Annotated in this window: 14 protein-coding genes; 11 read left to right on the plus strand and 3 right to left on the minus strand. The window is 67.9% G+C overall.

All coding sequences use genetic code 11. The annotated features are described in order from the left end of the window. The first annotated feature begins 5 nt into the window (after positions 1–5). Both araH and J8I35_RS08350 read left to right on the plus strand, forming a co-directional pair. Complete coding sequence (gene araH, locus J8I35_RS08345; RefSeq protein WP_175973718.1) at positions 6–1,025, plus strand: L-arabinose ABC transporter permease AraH; 1,020 nt, start codon at positions 6–8, stop codon at positions 1,023–1,025. 50 nt (positions 1,026–1,075) lie between these two features. After that, positions 1,076–1,978: an SMP-30/gluconolactonase/LRE family protein gene (locus J8I35_RS08350; RefSeq protein WP_209924977.1), complete on the plus strand. Its 903-nt coding sequence runs from the start codon at positions 1,076–1,078 to the stop codon at positions 1,976–1,978. 105 nt (positions 1,979–2,083) lie between these two features. Here the strand turns inward: J8I35_RS08350 and J8I35_RS08355 are convergent, their stop codons facing one another. Continuing rightward, positions 2,084–2,488: a hypothetical protein gene (locus tag J8I35_RS08355; RefSeq protein WP_209924978.1), complete on the minus strand. Its 405-nt coding sequence runs from the start codon at positions 2,486–2,488 to the stop codon at positions 2,084–2,086. A 252-nt stretch (positions 2,489–2,740) separates the two neighbouring features. Here J8I35_RS08355 and J8I35_RS08360 point away from each other — a divergent pair, with 252 nt between their 5' ends. From J8I35_RS08360 to J8I35_RS08390, 7 genes are all read left to right on the plus strand, one after another. Beyond that, positions 2,741–3,244, plus strand: coding sequence for a MarR family winged helix-turn-helix transcriptional regulator (locus J8I35_RS08360; protein ID WP_050013425.1), 504 nt, complete (start codon positions 2,741–2,743; stop codon positions 3,242–3,244). A gap of 237 nt (positions 3,245–3,481) precedes the next feature. Beyond that, a complete protein-coding gene (locus J8I35_RS08365) occupies positions 3,482–4,312 on the plus strand; it encodes a p-hydroxycinnamoyl CoA hydratase/lyase (protein ID WP_050013424.1) in 831 nt (276 codons plus the stop codon). Between the two features lie 66 nt (positions 4,313–4,378). After that, positions 4,379–5,809, plus strand: coding sequence for an aldehyde dehydrogenase (locus J8I35_RS08370; protein WP_209924979.1), 1,431 nt, complete (start codon positions 4,379–4,381; stop codon positions 5,807–5,809). A gap of 11 nt (positions 5,810–5,820) precedes the next feature. Next, positions 5,821–7,713, plus strand: a complete 1,893-nt coding sequence (locus J8I35_RS08375; protein ID WP_209924980.1) for a feruloyl-CoA synthase — start codon at positions 5,821–5,823, stop codon at positions 7,711–7,713. A gap of 182 nt (positions 7,714–7,895) precedes the next feature. After that, a complete protein-coding gene (gene mhpT / locus J8I35_RS08380) occupies positions 7,896–9,101 on the plus strand; it encodes a 3-(3-hydroxy-phenyl)propionate transporter MhpT (protein WP_050013421.1) in 1,206 nt (401 codons plus the stop codon). 66 nt (positions 9,102–9,167) lie between these two features. Further along, positions 9,168–10,316 carry a porin gene (locus J8I35_RS08385; RefSeq protein ID WP_050013420.1) on the plus strand — a complete coding sequence of 383 codons (1,149 nt, stop codon included), beginning with the start codon at positions 9,168–9,170 and terminating at the stop codon, positions 10,314–10,316. Between the two features lie 33 nt (positions 10,317–10,349). Beyond that, complete coding sequence (locus J8I35_RS08390; protein WP_209924981.1) at positions 10,350–12,074, plus strand: tannase/feruloyl esterase family alpha/beta hydrolase; 1,725 nt, start codon at positions 10,350–10,352, stop codon at positions 12,072–12,074. Between the two features lie 63 nt (positions 12,075–12,137). Here J8I35_RS08390 and J8I35_RS08395 read toward each other — a convergent pair whose 3' ends face one another. After that, complete coding sequence (locus tag J8I35_RS08395) at positions 12,138–12,614, minus strand: Lrp/AsnC family transcriptional regulator (protein WP_209924982.1); 477 nt, start codon at positions 12,612–12,614, stop codon at positions 12,138–12,140. 177 nt (positions 12,615–12,791) lie between these two features. Between J8I35_RS08395 and J8I35_RS08400 the strand changes: the two genes are divergently transcribed. Both J8I35_RS08400 and J8I35_RS08405 read left to right on the plus strand, forming a co-directional pair. Next, positions 12,792–14,024 (plus strand): diaminopropionate ammonia-lyase, encoded by a 1,233-nt coding sequence (locus J8I35_RS08400; RefSeq protein ID WP_209924983.1) that lies wholly within the window; start codon positions 12,792–12,794, stop codon positions 14,022–14,024. 41 nt (positions 14,025–14,065) lie between these two features. Then, entirely contained in the window at positions 14,066–15,250 is a 1,185-nt protein-coding gene (locus J8I35_RS08405; RefSeq protein WP_209925170.1) for a M20 aminoacylase family protein, read from the plus strand. Between the two features lie 124 nt (positions 15,251–15,374). On the opposite strand, the gene J8I35_RS08410 is transcribed toward J8I35_RS08405, so the two are convergent. Continuing rightward, complete coding sequence (locus J8I35_RS08410) at positions 15,375–16,736, minus strand: aspartate aminotransferase family protein (RefSeq protein WP_209924984.1); 1,362 nt, start codon at positions 16,734–16,736, stop codon at positions 15,375–15,377. Between the last annotated feature and the right edge of the window lie 109 nt (positions 16,737–16,845).

A 16,845-nucleotide genomic window follows, 5' to 3' on the forward strand; every position in this document is an offset into this window, starting at 1 on the left:
ACGTTATGAGCCAGGCAATGCAACCCCAACGTACTTCCCCCTCCCCGGATACGCCCGCCGTGCCCGCGCGCGCGCGCGGCGGCGTGTGGCAGTTGATCAACCGCTCCGGCATCGTGATGGTGTTTCTGGTGCTGTTCGCGACGCTGTCGCTGACCGTGCCGGACTTCCTCACGCCGCGCAACATCCAGGGCCTGCTGCTATCGGTCACGCTGATCGGTTCGATCTCGGTGACGATGATGTTCGTGCTCGCGCTCGGCGAAGTCGACCTGTCGGTCGCGTCGATCGTCGCGTTCTCGGGTGTGGTCGCATCGACGCTGATTACCGCGACGCACAGCATCGTGCTCGGCGTCGCGGCCGGCGTGCTCGCCGGCGGCGCGGTGGGGCTCGTGAACGGCGTGCTGATTGCGCGCTACCGGATCAACTCGCTGATCGTCACGCTCGCGATGATGGAAGTCGTGCGCGGGCTCGCATTCATCACGTCGAACGGCGACGCGGTGATGATCTCGGAAGAGCGCTTCTTCGATCTCGGCGGCGGGTCGTTCCTCGGCATCTCGTTTCCGATCTGGAGCAATATCATCGGCTTCGTCGTGTTCGGCTTTTTGCTGCGCAAGACGGTGTTCGGCAAGAACGTGCTGGCCGTCGGCGGCAACGGCGAGGCCGCGCTGCTCGCGGGGCTGCCGGTGATGCGCATCAAGATCGCCGTGTTCGTGCTGCAGGGGCTCGTGACCGGCTTCGCCGGCGTGATGCTCGCGTCGCGGATGAGCCTCGGCGACCCGAAGACATCGGTCGGCCTCGAACTCGGCGTGATCTCCGCGTGCGTGCTCGGCGGCGTGTCGCTGACGGGCGGCGTCGCGACGATCTCCGGCGTGCTGGTCGGCGTGCTGATCATGGGCTCCGTGCAGGACGCGATGAGCCTGCTGAACGTGCCGACCTTTTACCAATATCTGATACGCGGCGGAATTCTGTTGCTCGCGGTGCTGTTCGACCAGTATCGTCGCAACCAGCGGCGCGCGATGAAGATCTGATTTCGACCACGCGCGGCCGCCTGCAAATACGACGAATATCGGGAGACGGCATGCAACAGACTCATCCGGGCACGGCGGCGACGCTGCTGGCCGACAGCCGCAACACGCTCGGCGAAGGCGCGACGTGGTGCGACAGGACGCACGCGCTGTACTGGGTGGACATCGAAGGCGCGCAACTGTGGCGCTGCCGTGCGGATGGCTCCGACCTCACGCCGTGGGCGATGCCCGAGCGGCTCGCGTGCTTTGCGCTGACCGACGATCCGGACGTGCTGCTCGTCGGGCTCGCTACGCATCTCGCGTTCCTTGATCTGCGTAGCGGTGCGTTCACGCGGATCGTCGACGTCGAGCCCGATTTGCCGACGCGGCTGAACGACGGGCGCTGCGACGGGGCCGGCGCGTTCGTCTTCGGGATGAAGGACGAAGGTGGCGAGCCGCCGCGCGCGGTTGGTGGGTTCTATCGGCTCAATCCCGATCTCACGCTCGAACGGCTTGCGTTGCCGCCGGCCGCGATCGCGAACAGTATCGGGTTCTCGCCGGATGGGTCGAAGATGTATTTCTGCGATTCGCTGGTGCGCGAGATTTTTGTGTGCGATTACCGGGCGGGTGGCGATGTCGCGAACGTGAGGCCGTTCGCGCGGCTGACCGATGCCGATGGTGATCCGGACGGCTCGATCGTCGATCGCGACGGCGGGCTGTGGAATGCGCAGTGGGGTGGACGGCGGGTAGTGCGTTATGGGCCCGATGGCGTCGAGACGGACCGCGTGGCGGTGCCGACCGCGCAGCCGAGCTGCGTTGCGATTGACGGTGACGGCCGGTTGTATGTGACGAGTGCGCGTGTTGACCTGAGCGACGATGCGCTGGCGAGCGACGCGCACGCGGGCGGTGTGTTCGTCGCGCAGACGCGGTATGCGGGGCTGCCGACCGCGCGGTTTGCGGGGACACGTACTGGATGAATGGCGGGTGTGGACGGCAGGTTCTATCGGCCAGCGGGCAAAACGAAAGCCCCCGACTTGTGAAGACTCGGGGGCTTTTCTTTCTTTTACACTCAATCACGACAATTAAAATAAAGGTAGTCGGGCACGAATCCAATCCCATTTGGTAGGCGGAATCGCAATTAACTGCATCACATCGCTGCTCGAGCTATCGTAATATACGATTCCGCCGACACCCTCTGCCAGTTCTCGCTCAGTCGCCGAATTTACGTAGTATAAAAAATAGCGTCGAGCGCGCAATTCCCCAGTTCCGTCAAAAAGCTGAAGCCTCACTTCATGCCCATTCCGGGCATTCGCTCCACACAACTTTGCGTAATATTCCACACCTCCAAATTCTTTCTTCCCTCCATTCAGTTCTTTTTCAAAAAAATCACATTGACCATAATTTGGTCTGGTCATATGAATGGAAAAACCAATCAGCAAAAACACAAGAATGGCTAGCTCAGTGATTCTTGGGAGGCTGGTCTGCATATTTCTTCCTGTATTAACCATTGTTGGTTCCAGTATTGCAGTCACTATTCTTTTACCCCATCACGAAGTGACGAACCATTTTCAAGATGAGAATCGATTGTTTTTGGTAATTTAATGGATGTGCGGACCGGTAATTTCGTACTTATACGAGGCAACTGAGAACATGGAGGGACGTTAAGCGTGATGTCGCGACTATGCGTCCGTCCCCCCACCTGCTGGTAAGATGGCCCGCAATTCCACCCAGCCCGCGCCATGAGTTCCACCCCGACCAAGCCCGCCCGTTCGAAACCCGCCGCGAAGAACGTCGCCCGCACGCCGGCCGACAAGCCGAAGCCGCGCGTGCAACAGCGCCTGACCTACGTGATCGGCGGCCTCGACCGGCTGCTGCGCCGCCACATGACCGACGCGCTCGCGCCGCTCGGCATCACGCTCGCGCAGTACACGGCGCTGTCGGTGCTCGAGGCGCGCGGCGCATCGTCGAACGCGCAGTTGGCCGAGCGCTCGTGGATCACACCGCAGTCGGCGAACGAGGTGATGAGCGTGATGGCCGCCCGCGGTTTCGTCACGCGCGAAGCCGACCCGTCGCACGGCCGCATCATCCTGCTGACGCTGACCGATGCAGGCGCGGCGATGCTGCGCGAATGCGAAGCCGTGCTGCGCCCGCTCGAAAAGCGCATGCTCGGCGACATCCCGGCCGACGACGCCGCGCACGTGCAGCGCGCGCTCGAACTGTTCTCGCGCAACCTGCGCGGCTGACCGCTTCCCCGGTTTTCACGACGCGGGCCTGCCGTCAGGCCCGAGCTCGCTTCGTCCACGCCATCGGCGGCCTCCCGACCGCTCCCTGATTTCCCCGCCGCTTTCTCCGCGTCCGCTCCGGGTTTACACCGGCGCTCGTGCCGCTTGCAATATCAGGTAGCCTGATATTAAATGAAGTCGTCCGCAGCAGGGATGCTGCGCACCGAATCGCACTGGAAACGAACGACAGGAACAGACATGAGCAAGTACGACAACCGCTGGCAGACCGTTGAAGTGAAAGTGGAGGCCGGCATCGCGTGGGTGACGTTGAATCGCCCCGAGAAGCGCAACGCCATGAGCCCGACGCTGAACCGGGAGATGCTGGAAGTCCTCGACGCGGTCGAGTTCGACGACGAGGCGAAGGTGCTGGTGCTGACCGGCGCGGGCGCCGCGTGGACGGCCGGCATGGATCTGAAGGAATATTTCCGCGAGATCGATGGCGGCTCCGACGCGCTGCAGGAAAAGGTGCGCCGCGACGCATCGGAATGGCAGTGGCGCCGTCTGCGGATGTACAACAAGCCGACCATCGCGATGGTGAACGGCTGGTGCTTCGGCGGCGGGTTCTCGCCGCTCGTCGCGTGCGACCTCGCGATCGCGGCCGATGAAGCGGTGTTCGGGCTGTCGGAGATCAACTGGGGCATCCCGCCGGGCAACCTTGTCAGCAAGGCGATGGCCGACACGGTCGGGCACCGCCGCGCGCTGCACTACATCATGACCGGCGATACGTTCACCGGCGCGGAAGCGGCGGAGATGGGCCTCGTGAACAGCAGCGTGCCGCTCGCCGGGCTGCGCGACGCGACGATCGCGCTGGCCGCGCGGCTGATGGACAAAAACCCGGTCGTGCTGCGCGCGGCGAAGCACGGCTTCAAGCGTTCGCGCGAACTCACGTGGGAGCAGTGCGAGGATTACCTGTATGCGAAGCTCGACCAGGCGCAGTTGCGCGACCCGGAGCGCGGCCGCGAACAGGGGCTGAAGCAGTTCCTCGACGACAAGACGATCAAGCCGGGCCTGCAGGCATACAAGCGCTGAGACAAGCGCGGACGCAGCCGCCGGCTTCCCCGCCGGCGTAATCGCAAGAGACAGGCAGGAGACGACATGACCGACAGACGGATGCTGATCGGCGGCGAGTGGTGCAACGCCCGCGACGGCCGCACCTTCGACCGCTTCAACCCCGCGACGGGCGCGCTCGCATCGCGCGCGCCGGCGGCCGGCGTGGCCGACGCCGCGCATCGCGCGTTCCCCGCGTGGGCGACGCTTGCGCCGACCGAACGGCGCCGCCGGCTGCTGCACGCGGCCGACCTGATGGACGCGCGCATCGACGAGATCATCGCGACGGGCGTCGCCGAAACCGGCGCGACGCCCGGCTGGCTCGGCTTCAACGTGACGCTCGCGGCGAACATGCTGCGCGAGGCCGCGTCGATGACGACGCAGATCGCCGGCGACGTGATTCCGTCCGACGTACCGGGCAATCTCGCGCTCGCGATGCGCGTGCCGTGCGGCGTGGTGCTCGGCATCGCGCCGTGGAACGCGCCGGTGATCCTCGGCACACGGGCGCTGGCGATGCCGCTCGCGTGCGGCAACACGGTCGTGCTGAAGGCGTCCGAGGCGTGCCCCGGTGTGCACGCGCTGATCGGTGCGGTGCTGGACGAGGCAGGGCTCGGCGCGGGCGTGGTCAACGTGATCACGCACGCGGCGGCCGATGCGCCTGAGCTCGTCGAGCGGATGATCGCGCATCCGCACGTGAAGCGGATCAACTTCACCGGGTCGACGCACGTCGGCCGCATCATCGCGCGCCACGCGGCCGTGCACCTGAAACCCGTGCTGCTCGAACTCGGCGGCAAGGCGCCGGTGCTCGTGCTCGACGATGCCGATCTCGATGCGGCCGTCGACGCGATCGCGTTCGGCGCATTCTTCAACCAGGGGCAGATCTGCATGTCGACCGAGCGCGTGATCGCCGCACGGCCGATCGCCGACGCCCTCGTCGAGCGGCTCGCCGCGAAGGCGCGCACGCTGGTCGCGGGCGATCCGCTGGCCGGTCATGCGCTCGGCACGATGGTCGATGCGTCGGCTGCCGCGCGCGCGGCGTCGCTGGTCGAGGATGCGCGTGCGCTTGGCGCGCAACTGCCGCTCGGCTGCCGTGTGGAAGGCGCGACGATGCAGCCGGCGATCGTCGACGGCGTGACGCGCGACATGCGGCTCTATCGCGAGGAGTCCTTTGCACCGGTCGTCGCGATCCTGCGTGCGGACAGCGACGACGAAGCGGTGGCGCTCGCGAACGACAGCGAATTCGGGCTGTCGGCGAGCGTGTTCAGCCGCGATATCGCACGTGCGATGGCGGTCGCGCGCCGGATCGAATCGGGGATCTGCCACGTCAACGGGCCGACCGTGCACGACGAAGCGCAGATGCCGTTCGGCGGCACGAAGGCGAGCGGCTACGGCCGCTTCGGCAGCCGCGCGTCGATCGCCGAATTCACCGAGCTGCGCTGGATCACCGTGCAGACCGCGCCGCGCCACTACCCGATATGAGCGAGCCGACGATGAATGCAGAGAAGGCGCCGCTTCAGGTTGGCCAACACGCCGACGCCGTGCGCTATCGCGCGGCCGCCGTCGCGGTCGGCGCGGCCGAGATTCGCCGCGCCGACGACGGTACCTGGTACCTGCGCTCGCGCGAGCCGCTCGGCGATTACCCGACGCGCATCACCGACTGCCTCGTGCGCGGCGCGCACGCGCATCCCGACCGCGTGCTGGCCGCGCGGCGTGGCGCCGATGGCCGCTGGATCGAGATCACGTACGCGCAGATGCTCGAACGCGCGCGCGTGCTCGGCCAGGGCCTCGTCGATCTCGGGCTGTCGGCCGAGCGTCCGCTCGCGGTGCTGTCCGGCAACGATCTCGAGCATTTGCAGATGATGTTCGCGGCGATGCTGGCCGGCGTGCCGTATTCGCCGATTTCGCCCGCGTATTCGCTGGTGTCGACCGACTACGGCAAGTTGCGTCACACGCTCGGCGTGCTGCGGCCGGGCGCGGTGTTCGTCGCCGAACGTGCGCCGTTCGCGCGTGCGCTCGATGCGACGTTGCCGGCCGATGCAACACTGATCGTGGCCCGCGACGCCGATGCGCAAACCGATGTCGAGAGCCGCACAGTGCCGCTGTCGCGCCTGCTCGCCACCGTTCCGCGCACGATCGACGCGATCCACGCGGCGGTCGGCCCCGACCATCTCGCGAAGATCCTGTTCACGTCCGGTTCGACGAAGCAGCCGAAGGCGGTGCCGACCACGCACCGGATGCTGTGCAGCAACCAGCAGATGCTGCGGCAGACGATGCCGGAACTCACGCGCGAGCCGCCGGTGCTGGTCGACTGGCTGCCTTGGAATCACACGTTCGGCGGCAGTCACAACCTCGGCATCGCGCTGTACAACGGCGGCACGCTGTATATCGACGACGGCCGCCCGATGCCCGGCCGCTTCGACGAAACCGTGCGCAACCTGCGCGAGATCGCGCCGACGATCTACTTCAACGTGCCGAAGGGCTGGGAAGAGCTGACTACCGCGCTCGAACGCGATGCCGAGCTGCGCGACACGTTCTTCTCGCGCGTGAAGCTGTATTTCTTCGGCGGCGCGGGGCTGTCGCAGGCCGCATGGGACCGGCTCGACCGCGTGACCGAAGCGCATTGCGGCGAGCGCATCCGGATCATGGCCGGCCTCGGGATGACGGAGGCGTCGCCGTCGTGCCTGTTCACGACGGGACCGCTGATGCGCGCCGGCTATATCGGGCTGCCCGCGCCCGGCTGCGACGCGAAGCTCGTGCCGTGCGGCGGCAAGCACGAACTGCGCTTCAAGGGGCCGAACGTGATGCGCGGCTACTGGCATGCGGACGTCGATCCGCGCGACGTGTTCGACGAAGAAGGCTACTACCGCAGCGGCGACGCGGGCGTCTTTGCCGATCCGCAGCGGCCGGAACTCGGGCTGCTGTTCGACGGGCGGCTGACCGAGGACTTCAAGCTGAGCAGCGGCACGTTCGTCAGCGTCGGGCCGTTGCGCGCGAATGCGGTGTCGACCGGCGCGCCGTACGTGCAGGACGTGGTCGTCACCGGGATCAATCGCGACGACATCGGCTTGCTGGTGTTCCCGCGCGTCGATGCGTGCCGTGCGCTGGCGGGGTTGGCGGCCGACGCATCCGTGACCGACGTGCTGCGCGCGCCGGCCGTGCGCGCGGCGTTCGCGACGTGGCTCGCTGCGCTGAACCGGAACGCGAGCGGCGGGTCGACGTTCGTCGCGCGGATCCGGCTGATCGACACGCCGCCGTCGCTCGATCTCGGCGAAGTGACCGACAAGGGTTCGCTGAACCAGGCGGCCGTGCAGAAGCATCGCGCGGCGACGATCGACGCGCTGTACGACCCGGCGCGACGCGATCCCGACGTGATTTACGCGTAAGCAGCACGCACAACGACCGGCCGGCCACGACACCGGCAGGCATTTTTTCGGCCAGTGAATCAGGTTGCCTGATAAAGGCGGCCGTTCATACGACACCTCGCGCGCCGAACCGCCACTGGCCGGCGGCGGCGCGCGGCGGCCGTTGCAGGGCCGACCGACTACAAAGACATGGGAATGGAGACATGAACACTTACGTTGCCGAAAAATCCACGGTCGCGACCACGCTCGCGCTGTGTTTCGCGATCGCTCTCCTCGAAGGGCTCGACCTGCAGTCGGTCGGTGTCGCCGCGCCGCGCATGGCGCGCGAATTCGGGCTGTCCGTGTCGCAGATGGGCATCGCGTTCAGCGCGGGCACCTTCGGGCTGCTGCCGGGCGCGATGCTCGGCGGGCGGCTCGCCGACCGGATCGGCCGCAAGCGTGTGCTGATCGCATCGGTCGTGCTGTTCGGGCTGCTGTCGATCGCGACGGCGCAGGTATCGACGTTCGCGATGCTCGTCGTCGTGCGCGTGCTGACCGGCATCGGCCTCGGCGGCGCGATGCCGAACCTGATCGCGCTGTCGTCCGAAGCGGTCGAGCCGCGCTCGCGCAGCAGCGCGGTCGCGACGATGTACTGCGGGATCCCGTTCGGCGGCGTGATCGCGTCGGTGATCGGCGTGCTGCTCGCGGGCGACACCGAATGGCGGCACATTTTCTACGTCGGCGGCGTGGGTCCGCTGCTGCTCGTGCCGCTGCTCGTGTGGTGCCTGCCGGAATCGCGCGCGTATCTCGACGTCGCGGGCACGCAGGCATCACGCACGAGCGTCGGGAAGACGCTGTTCGGCGACGGCCGCACGACGTCGACGGTCGCGCTGTGGGTCAGCTACTTCTGCACGCTGATCGTCCTCTACTTCCTGCTGAACTGGCTGCCGTCGCTGATGGCTTCGCGCGGGCTCGATCGCGCACACGTCGGCCTCGTGCAGATTGCGTTCAACGTCGGCGCGGGGCTCGGCGCGCTCGGCATCGGCGCGGCGCTCGACCGGATGCGCGCGTCGCGCGTGGTCGGCGGCATGTATGTCGGGATCGTGCTGTCGCTCGCCGCGCTCGCGGCCGCGCCCGGTTTCGCGTCGCTCGCGGCGGCCGCGTTCGCGGCGGGGATGTTCGTCGTCGGCGGGCAGTCGGTGCTGTATGCGCTCGCGGCGATCTACTACCCGACCGCGATGCGCGGCACCGGCGTCGGCGCGGCGGTGGCCGTCGGCCGGCTCGGCTCCGTCGTCGGGCCGCTCGCGGCCGCGACGCTGCTGGCCGCGGGCCGCAGCGCGCCGGTCGTGATCGGCGCGAGCATCCCCGTCACGCTCGTCGCGGCCTTCGCTGCATTCGTGCTGATTCGTCGCCCGCAAGCCGACGACTGACGTTTCGTTTTTTTCAAGGCGCGCCGTCAGAGCGCGCAATTCAACACGGTCTGGAGACGCAACGAAATGAAGACGAAGACAAGGAACGGCCTGCTGGCCGCCGGCGCGTGCTGCGCGCTTGCCGCGCCGGGCGCGCACGCGCAGTCGAGCGTGACGCTGTACGGGATCATCGACACGGGCGTCGAGTTCGTGTCGCACGCGAACGCGGCCGGCGACCACGTCGTGCGGATGCCGGGCGTGACGGGCGAGCTGCCGTCGCGCTGGGGGCTGCGCGGCACCGAGGATCTCGGCGGCGGCTACCAGGCGGTGTTCACGCTCGAAAGCGGCTTCAACGTACGCGGCGGCGATCTCGGCCAGGGCGGCCGGCTGTTCGGGCGCCAGGCCTTCGTCGGGCTGAAGAGCGGCTTCGGTACGCTCGCGTTCGGCCGTCAGTACACGATGACCTATCTCGCGCTGCAGGGCGCGGACATCATCGGCCCCGACATCTACGGGCTCGGCTCGTTCGACGCGTACGTGCCGAACGGCCGCGCCGACAACGCGGTGACCTACGTCGGCGCGTATCGCGGCGTGACGTTCGGCGCCGCGTATTCGTTCGGCCGCGACGGCGCGGGCACCGGCAACTCGCCGGGGCAGGGCACGTGCGCGGGGCAGGTGCCGGGCGACGCGGTGCAGTGCCGCAACTGGTCGGTGATGCTCAAGTACGACAGCGCGTACTTCGGTGCGGCGGCATCGTACGAGGAACAGCGCGGCGGCACCGGCGCGGCCGCCAACTTCTTCGACGGCGTGGCGCCCGTTCCCTTCACGAGCAGCGGCGGCAAGGATGCGCGTACGCACGTGAGCGCGTATGCGCAGGCGGCCGGCGCGAAGATCGGCGCGGGCTGGATCGGGCGGCGCGTGTCGACCGGTTCGCCGGCCGCGCCCGGCGCGCATTCGGACCTGTTCTTCGTCGGCGCGTCGTATGCGGTGAAGCCCGATTTCATCGTCGACGGCGAAGGCTACCGGATCGTCAACAGCGCGCACGACACGCGCGCGACGATGGCCACGCTGCGCGCGACTTATCTGCTGACCAAGCGCACGGCCGTCTATGCGCAATCGTCGTATCTGTGGAACAGCGCGCACGCGCGCTACTCGGTCAGCGGCGGCGGGCCCGGCACGACGCCCGGCGCAGGGATGGGGCAGCTCGGCGCGATGGTCGGCGTGCGGCACATGTTCTGATTCAGCGGCGTGACGAACCGAATGGGAGTTATCTTGAACAGGAAATCTGCATTCCTCTGTATTGCGCCGCTGTCCGCCGCCGCCCTGCTCGCCGGTTGCGGCGGCGACGATTCGATCAGCGCGCCGCCCACGCACCTGAGCGCCGCGACGCCGGCCGCGATGGCGCAGACCTGCGACGCGCTCGCCGCGAAGCTCGCGTATGCGAACACGTCGTTCACGTCGGTGACGACCGCGGCGGCCGGCGCGCTGACGGTGGCCGGCAAGCCGGTCGCCGAGCACTGCGTGATCGCGGGGAAAATGAACGAGCGCGTGAGCGCGGTGGACGGCAAGACCTATGCGATCGGCTTCGAGATGCGCTTGCCGAAAGCATGGAACGGCCGCTTCTTTTACCAGGCGAACGGCGGGCTCGACGGCAACGTCGTGACCGCGACCGGCGAGATCGGCGGCGGCGGGCCGCTGACCAACGCGCTGAACCAGGGTTTCGCGGTGATCAGCTCGGACTCCGGGCACAGCGCCGCGCAGAATCCGCTGTTCGGCCTCGATCCGCAGGCGCGGATCGACTACGGCTACGGCGCCGTCGACGCGCTGACGCCGATGGCGAAGCAGGTGATCCGGCTCGCGTACGGCAAGGCGCCCGATCGCAGCTATTTCGGCGGCTGCTCGAACGGTGGCCGTCACGCGATGGTCACGGCGGTGCGCAATCCGGCCGACTACGACGGCATCATCGCGGGCGATCCGGGCTTCCATCTGCCGAAGGCGGCGATCGGCGAGATGTACGGCGCGCAGCAGTTCGCGAAGATCGCATCGGCCACGGGAACGAACGGGTTGCCGGATATCCGCAGCGGTTTCAACGATGCGGAACGCCAGTTCGTCGGCGCGAAGATTCTCGAAAAATGCGACGTGCTCGACGGCGCGGCCGACGGGATGGTGCAGGACGTCGCCGCGTGCCAGGCGCACTTCAGCGTCGATGCCGATGTTCCCACCTGCGCGAATGGCACGCGCACCGGGTCGTGCCTGACGCCTGCGCAGAAAACCGCGCTGGAGAACGTGTTCGCCGGGGCGCGCAACAGCGCGGGCACGGCGCTGTACGCGAGCTTTCCGTACGATCCGGGCCTGTCGGGCCCTGGCTGGGCTGCATGGAAGCAGTCGAACTCGATCATGCTCGACCCGGCCGCGATGGCGTTCACGTTCATGACGCCGCCGAAAACCGCCGCGGTGCTCGCGAACCTCGCCGGCTTCGCGCTCGGCTTCGACATGGACAACGATGCGCCGGCAATCTTCGCGACGAACGGCACTTATACGCAATCGTCATGGTCGTTCATGACGCCGCCCGACGAGACGAACCTCGCCGCGCTGAAGTCGCGCGGCGCGAAGCTGCTCGTCTATCACGGCACGGGCGACCCGGTGTTCTCGTTCAACGACACGCGCGACTGGTACGCGCAGGTCGCGCAGGCGAACGGAGGCGATGCGTCGAGCTTCGCACGCTTCTATCCGGTGCCGGGGATGAACCACTGCTCCGGCGGGCCGGCCGCCGACCAGTTCGACATGCTGACGCCGCTCGTCGCGTGGGTCGAACAGGGGCAGGCGCCCGCGGCGGTCGTGGCTGCCGCGCGCGACACGGCGAACGCGGTGCCGAACGCGGACGTGCCCGCGTCGTGGGGCGCGGGGCGTACGCGGCCGCTGTGCCCGTATCCGCAGGTTGCGCGCTACAACGGTTCGGGCGACTTGAACTCGGCGGCGAGCTTCAGTTGTCGCTGACGTAGCCGTCGATGGGAAGCGGCCGGCGCACGCTGTCACGCGCCGGCCGCTTCATCGCTGCATTCACTCGCCGGGGTCGACCGGCACGTCGAGCCCGACCTTCACGCGGCTCATGCTGACCAGCGTCTTGAACCGCTTCACGTTGTTGTTCGCGAAGAACAGCTCGCGCGTGAGCGCGTTGTACTGATCCATGTTGCGCACCGCGAGGATCAGCACGAAATCCCATTCTCCCGTCACGTAGTAGCACTGCTGGATCTGCGGGCAGCGCTCGAACGCGCGTTTCATCGCGTCGAGCTGGTCGATCTGCTCGCTCTCGACCTCGACGTTCACGACGATCGTCAGCGGATGATCGACCTTGTCCGGCGCGACGATGGCCGTATAACGCTCGATCACGCCCGCTTCCGCGAGACGCCGCAGCCGCCGGTTCACGGCAGCGGTCGACAGGTTGACGCGCGCGCCGAGCTCGGCCTGCGGCGTCTGCGCGTCGCGCTGGACTTCCATCAGCAGCTTGCGATCGAACGCATCGAGTGGAGTCGTCATGATGGCGCGCGCAACCTCGAAAGAATGAGAAATTTTTGCGTCGAAGTGGTCGATTTGGCGATTTCGTTCACCCGCCTGCGCAATATTATTTTTCCAACCGACGGCGCGCAACCCGCGCCTGCCCGACCCGACTCACCCGACGGACCGCCCGAGGTCCCGCTTCCGGAGCCTTTCGCCATGCTGATCGCCAACCCGCGCGCGTCGCGCACCGCCTACCCGAACGCGCTGCGCCGCGTGATGAACATCGCGTCGGCCGACGAAAGCGGCGCATGGCTCGCGCACTGGCCGCTCGTCGGCAATGCACGCACGCCGCTGCGCGCGCTGCCCGATCTCGCCGCGCGGCTCGGCGTCGCGAGCGTCAGCGTGAAGGACGAGTCGTGCCGTTCGCCGCTCGGCAGCTTCAAGGCACTCGGCGCGCCGATCGCGCTGGTGCGGCTCGTGAAGCGGCTGCGCCGCACGCAGGCACTCGATCCGCAAGGGCTCGTCACCGGCCGCTACGCGTCGGCGCTGGCCGACCTGACGGTGATCAGCGCGACCGACGGCAATCACGGCCGCGCGCTGGCTGCCGCCGCGCGTGCGATCGGCTGCGGCTGCGTGATCGTGCTGCACGCGCACGTCGACGCCGAGCGCGAACGCGCGATCTCCGCGTACGGCGCGCGGATCGTGCGCATCGCGGGGAACTATGACGAATCGGTCGTCTGCGCGGCGCAGCTCGCGCAGGCGAACGGCTGGTACGTCGTGTCGGATACGTCGTACGACGGCTACGAAGCGATTCCGCGCGACGTGATGCAGGGCTACGGCGTGATCGCCGCCGAAGCGGCCGCGCAGGCCGCGGAGGACGACGGGCGGCCGTTCACGCACGTGTTCCTGCAAGGCGGCGTGGGCGGCCTCGCCGCGGGCGTCGCGAGTTACCTGTGGGAGCGTGACGGCGTGCAGCGGCCGCGCTTCGTCGTCGTCGAGCCGCGCCAGGCCGACTGCCTGTACCAGAGCGCGCTGGCCGGCCGCGCGACGAAGGCGAGCGGCAGCGTCGATTCGGTGATGGCCGGGCTCGCGTGCGGCGAGGCGTCGCCGCTCGCATGGGATTTTCTCGAGATGTGTATCGACCACTTCATGCTGATCGACGACGCGGACGCGGTGCAGGCGATGCGCGGCCTCGCGGCCGGCGGCGAACGCGACGTGCCGCTCGTCGCCGGCGAATCGGGCGCGGCCGGTGTGGCGGGGCTGGCCGTGTTGATGCGCGACCCGGCGCGCGCGCGGCAGGTCGGGCTCGACGCGAACGCGCGCGTGCTGGCGATCAACACGGAAGGGGCGACCGCGCCGTCCGTGTACCGGAACTGCGTCGGCGAGACGGCCGACGCGGTGCTCGCGCGCCAGCGCGACTGGCTGAGCCGCGCGGCGGCGGCGGCCTGAACGACATGACCACCGACATGACCACCGACGAGGCGAACGCAATGGATGCAATCGACGCAACGGCAGAAAGCACGCTGCAGGGCCGACTGAAGACCTGGCGCAGGTATCTGCACCAGCACCCGGAAACCGGATTCGAAGAGGTGAACACGTCGGACTACGTCGCGCGGATCCTGACGACGCTCGGGCTCGACGTGCATCGCGGCATCGGCGGCACGGGGCTCGTCGCGAACCTGACGGTCGGCACGGGCCAGCGCACGATCGGCATTCGCGCGGACATGGACGCGCTGAACATCGTCGAGCACGCGCCGGGCCGCGAACACGTGTCGCGCACGCCCGGCAAGATGCATGCGTGCGGGCACGACGGCCACATGTCGATGGTGCTCGGCGCCGCGCAGCTGCTGGCCGAGCGCAAGGATTTCGACGGCACGGTGCGCTTCATTTTCCAGCCGGCGGAAGAGCACGGCCGCGGCGCGAAGGCGATGATCGCCGACGGGCTGTTCGAGCGCTTTCCGGTCGACGCGATCTTCGGTGCGCACAACATGCCCGGCATGCGCGCGGGCACGTTCGCGACGCGTGCGGGCGGCATCATGGCGAGCGAAGACAATTTCGTGATCCGGATCGACGGGCGCGGCACGCATGCGGCGCGGCCGCACATGGGCATCGATCCGATCGTGATCGGCGCGCAGATCGTGCTCGCGCTGCAGACGATCGTGTCGCGCAATCTCGACCCGGGCCAGCAGGCGGTGATCTCGTGCACGGAATTCATCACCGACGGGCTGCGCAACGTGCTGCCGTCGACGGTGACGATCAAGGGCGACACGCGCAGCTATTCGCGCGACGTGCAGGCGCTGCTGGAGGCGCGGATGCGCGAGATCAGCGAAGGGATCTGCCGTACGCACGGTGCGGCCTGTACGTTCGAGTACACGCACGAGTTCGCGCCGACGGTGAATTCGCCGGAATGGGTCGACACGGCCGTGCAGGCCGCCGCGCACGTCGCGGGCGCCGATGCTGTGAACGCCGACGTGCAGCCGATGATGATCTCGGAGGATTTCGGCGCGTTCCTGCAGGCGGTGCCGGGCAATTTCGTGTTCATCGGCAACGGCGAAGTGGCCGGGCAGGGCGGCGTGCCGCTGCACAACGCGACGTACGATTTCAACGACGAGATCTTGCCGACCGGCGCGCGCTATTTCGCGGAAGTGGCGCGGCGCGCGTTGAAGGCGGTGTAGCGGAGGCGGGTCGCTGCGTATTCGGTTCGCCGCGCGTGCGGCGTACCTTCGTCATTGACGACGCATCGATGCTCGAGCGCACCGGTTTGCCGGCGCGTCGAGGATCGTCCGTCGTCGCATTCGATCAACCGGCCAGTTCACCCAGGCACGCATCGAACTGTGCGACGAGCGTATCGACATCGTCGGCCGTCGTTTGCGGGCACACGAGCATCATGTTGTGGAACGGCGTGATCAGCACGCCGCGATTCAGCAGGTACAGGTGCACGATGTGCTCGAGTTCGCTGTCGAGTTGCGCGCCGGCCAGCGTGCCGTTGCGCGGCGGCACGGGCGCGAACTGAAACTCGGTGCGCGCGCCGATGCGCGTCACGCACCACGGCAGCCGGTGTTTTGCGATCGCCTGGTCGAGCCCAGCCGCGAGCCGTGCGGCGAGTGCGAACATGTACGCATACGCGGCGTCGGTCGCGACTTCGGCAAGCGTCGCGCGCATCGCATGCATCGCGAGCATGTTCGCGGTGAGCGTCGTGCCGATCCCCGAATGGCCGGGCGGCGCGTTCAGCTTCGCCGCTTTCGCGCGTTCCGCGAATGCGGCGCTGAAGCCGTACACCGCGCACGGCACGCCGCCCGCGATCGGCTTGCCGACCACCAGCATGTCCGGTTCGAGGCCGTGCGCGACCGCGTAGCCGCCGGGCCCGCTGCTGATCGTGTGCGTCTCGTCGATCACCAGCAACGTGCCGTGGCGGCGCGTCAGTTCGCGCGCGGCCTCCCAGAAGCCGGGGTCGGGCAGCACCATCCCGATGTTCGTCATCGCGGGCTCGGCGAGCACGCACGCGACGTCGCCGTCCTTCAGCGCCGCTTCGAGCGCGTCCAGATCGTTGAATTCGACGACGCGCGTGTTCGCGAGCAGGTCGTACGACTGCCCGAGCAGACTGTCGCGCTGCACCGGGCGGCCGTCGACGAGATCGACGAACACGTCGTCGACGGTACCGTGATAGCAGCCGTTGAACACGACGATCGTGTTGCGGCCGGTGGCCGCGCGCGCCCAGCGCAGCACGAAGCGGTTCGCGTCGCTCGCGCTCAGCGCGAATTGCCAGACCGGCAGCTGGAAGCGGCGCGCGAGTTCGCGCGACACCCAGGCGGCGTCCTCGCTCGGCAGCATCGTCGTATAGCCGCGCGTGGCCTGCTCGACGAGCGCGCGGGCGACCGGTTCGGGCGCATGGCCGAACATCGCGCCCGTATCGCCGAGGCAGAAGTCGACGTAGCGATGACCGTCGACGTCGATGAACGTCGCGCCGCGTGCTTCCTTCACGTATAGCGAGAACGGGGTCGACCAATCCTGCATCCAGTGCAGCGGCACGCCGAACAGCAAGTGCTCGGACGCTTCCGCGGAGAGTGCGCGGGAGACCGGCATGGCTTCGGTGAACGCGCGGCGCTCGCGATCGAACAGCGCGCGGGCGCGGATGAGGTCGACTCCGTGGTGGGTAGGCAAAGGCAGCTCCTGGCTGGGGGATAGGGGAAACGATAGCGCGGGCAGCAGGGAGCTGAACAGAGGCGGAATTACCGAGGCGGGTCGGCGGCGGCAATTCGCGAGTGCGTTC

Source organism: Burkholderia sp. CpTa8-5 (genome assembly GCF_017815045.1).
GTDB lineage: Bacteria > Pseudomonadota > Gammaproteobacteria > Burkholderiales > Burkholderiaceae > Burkholderia > Burkholderia sola.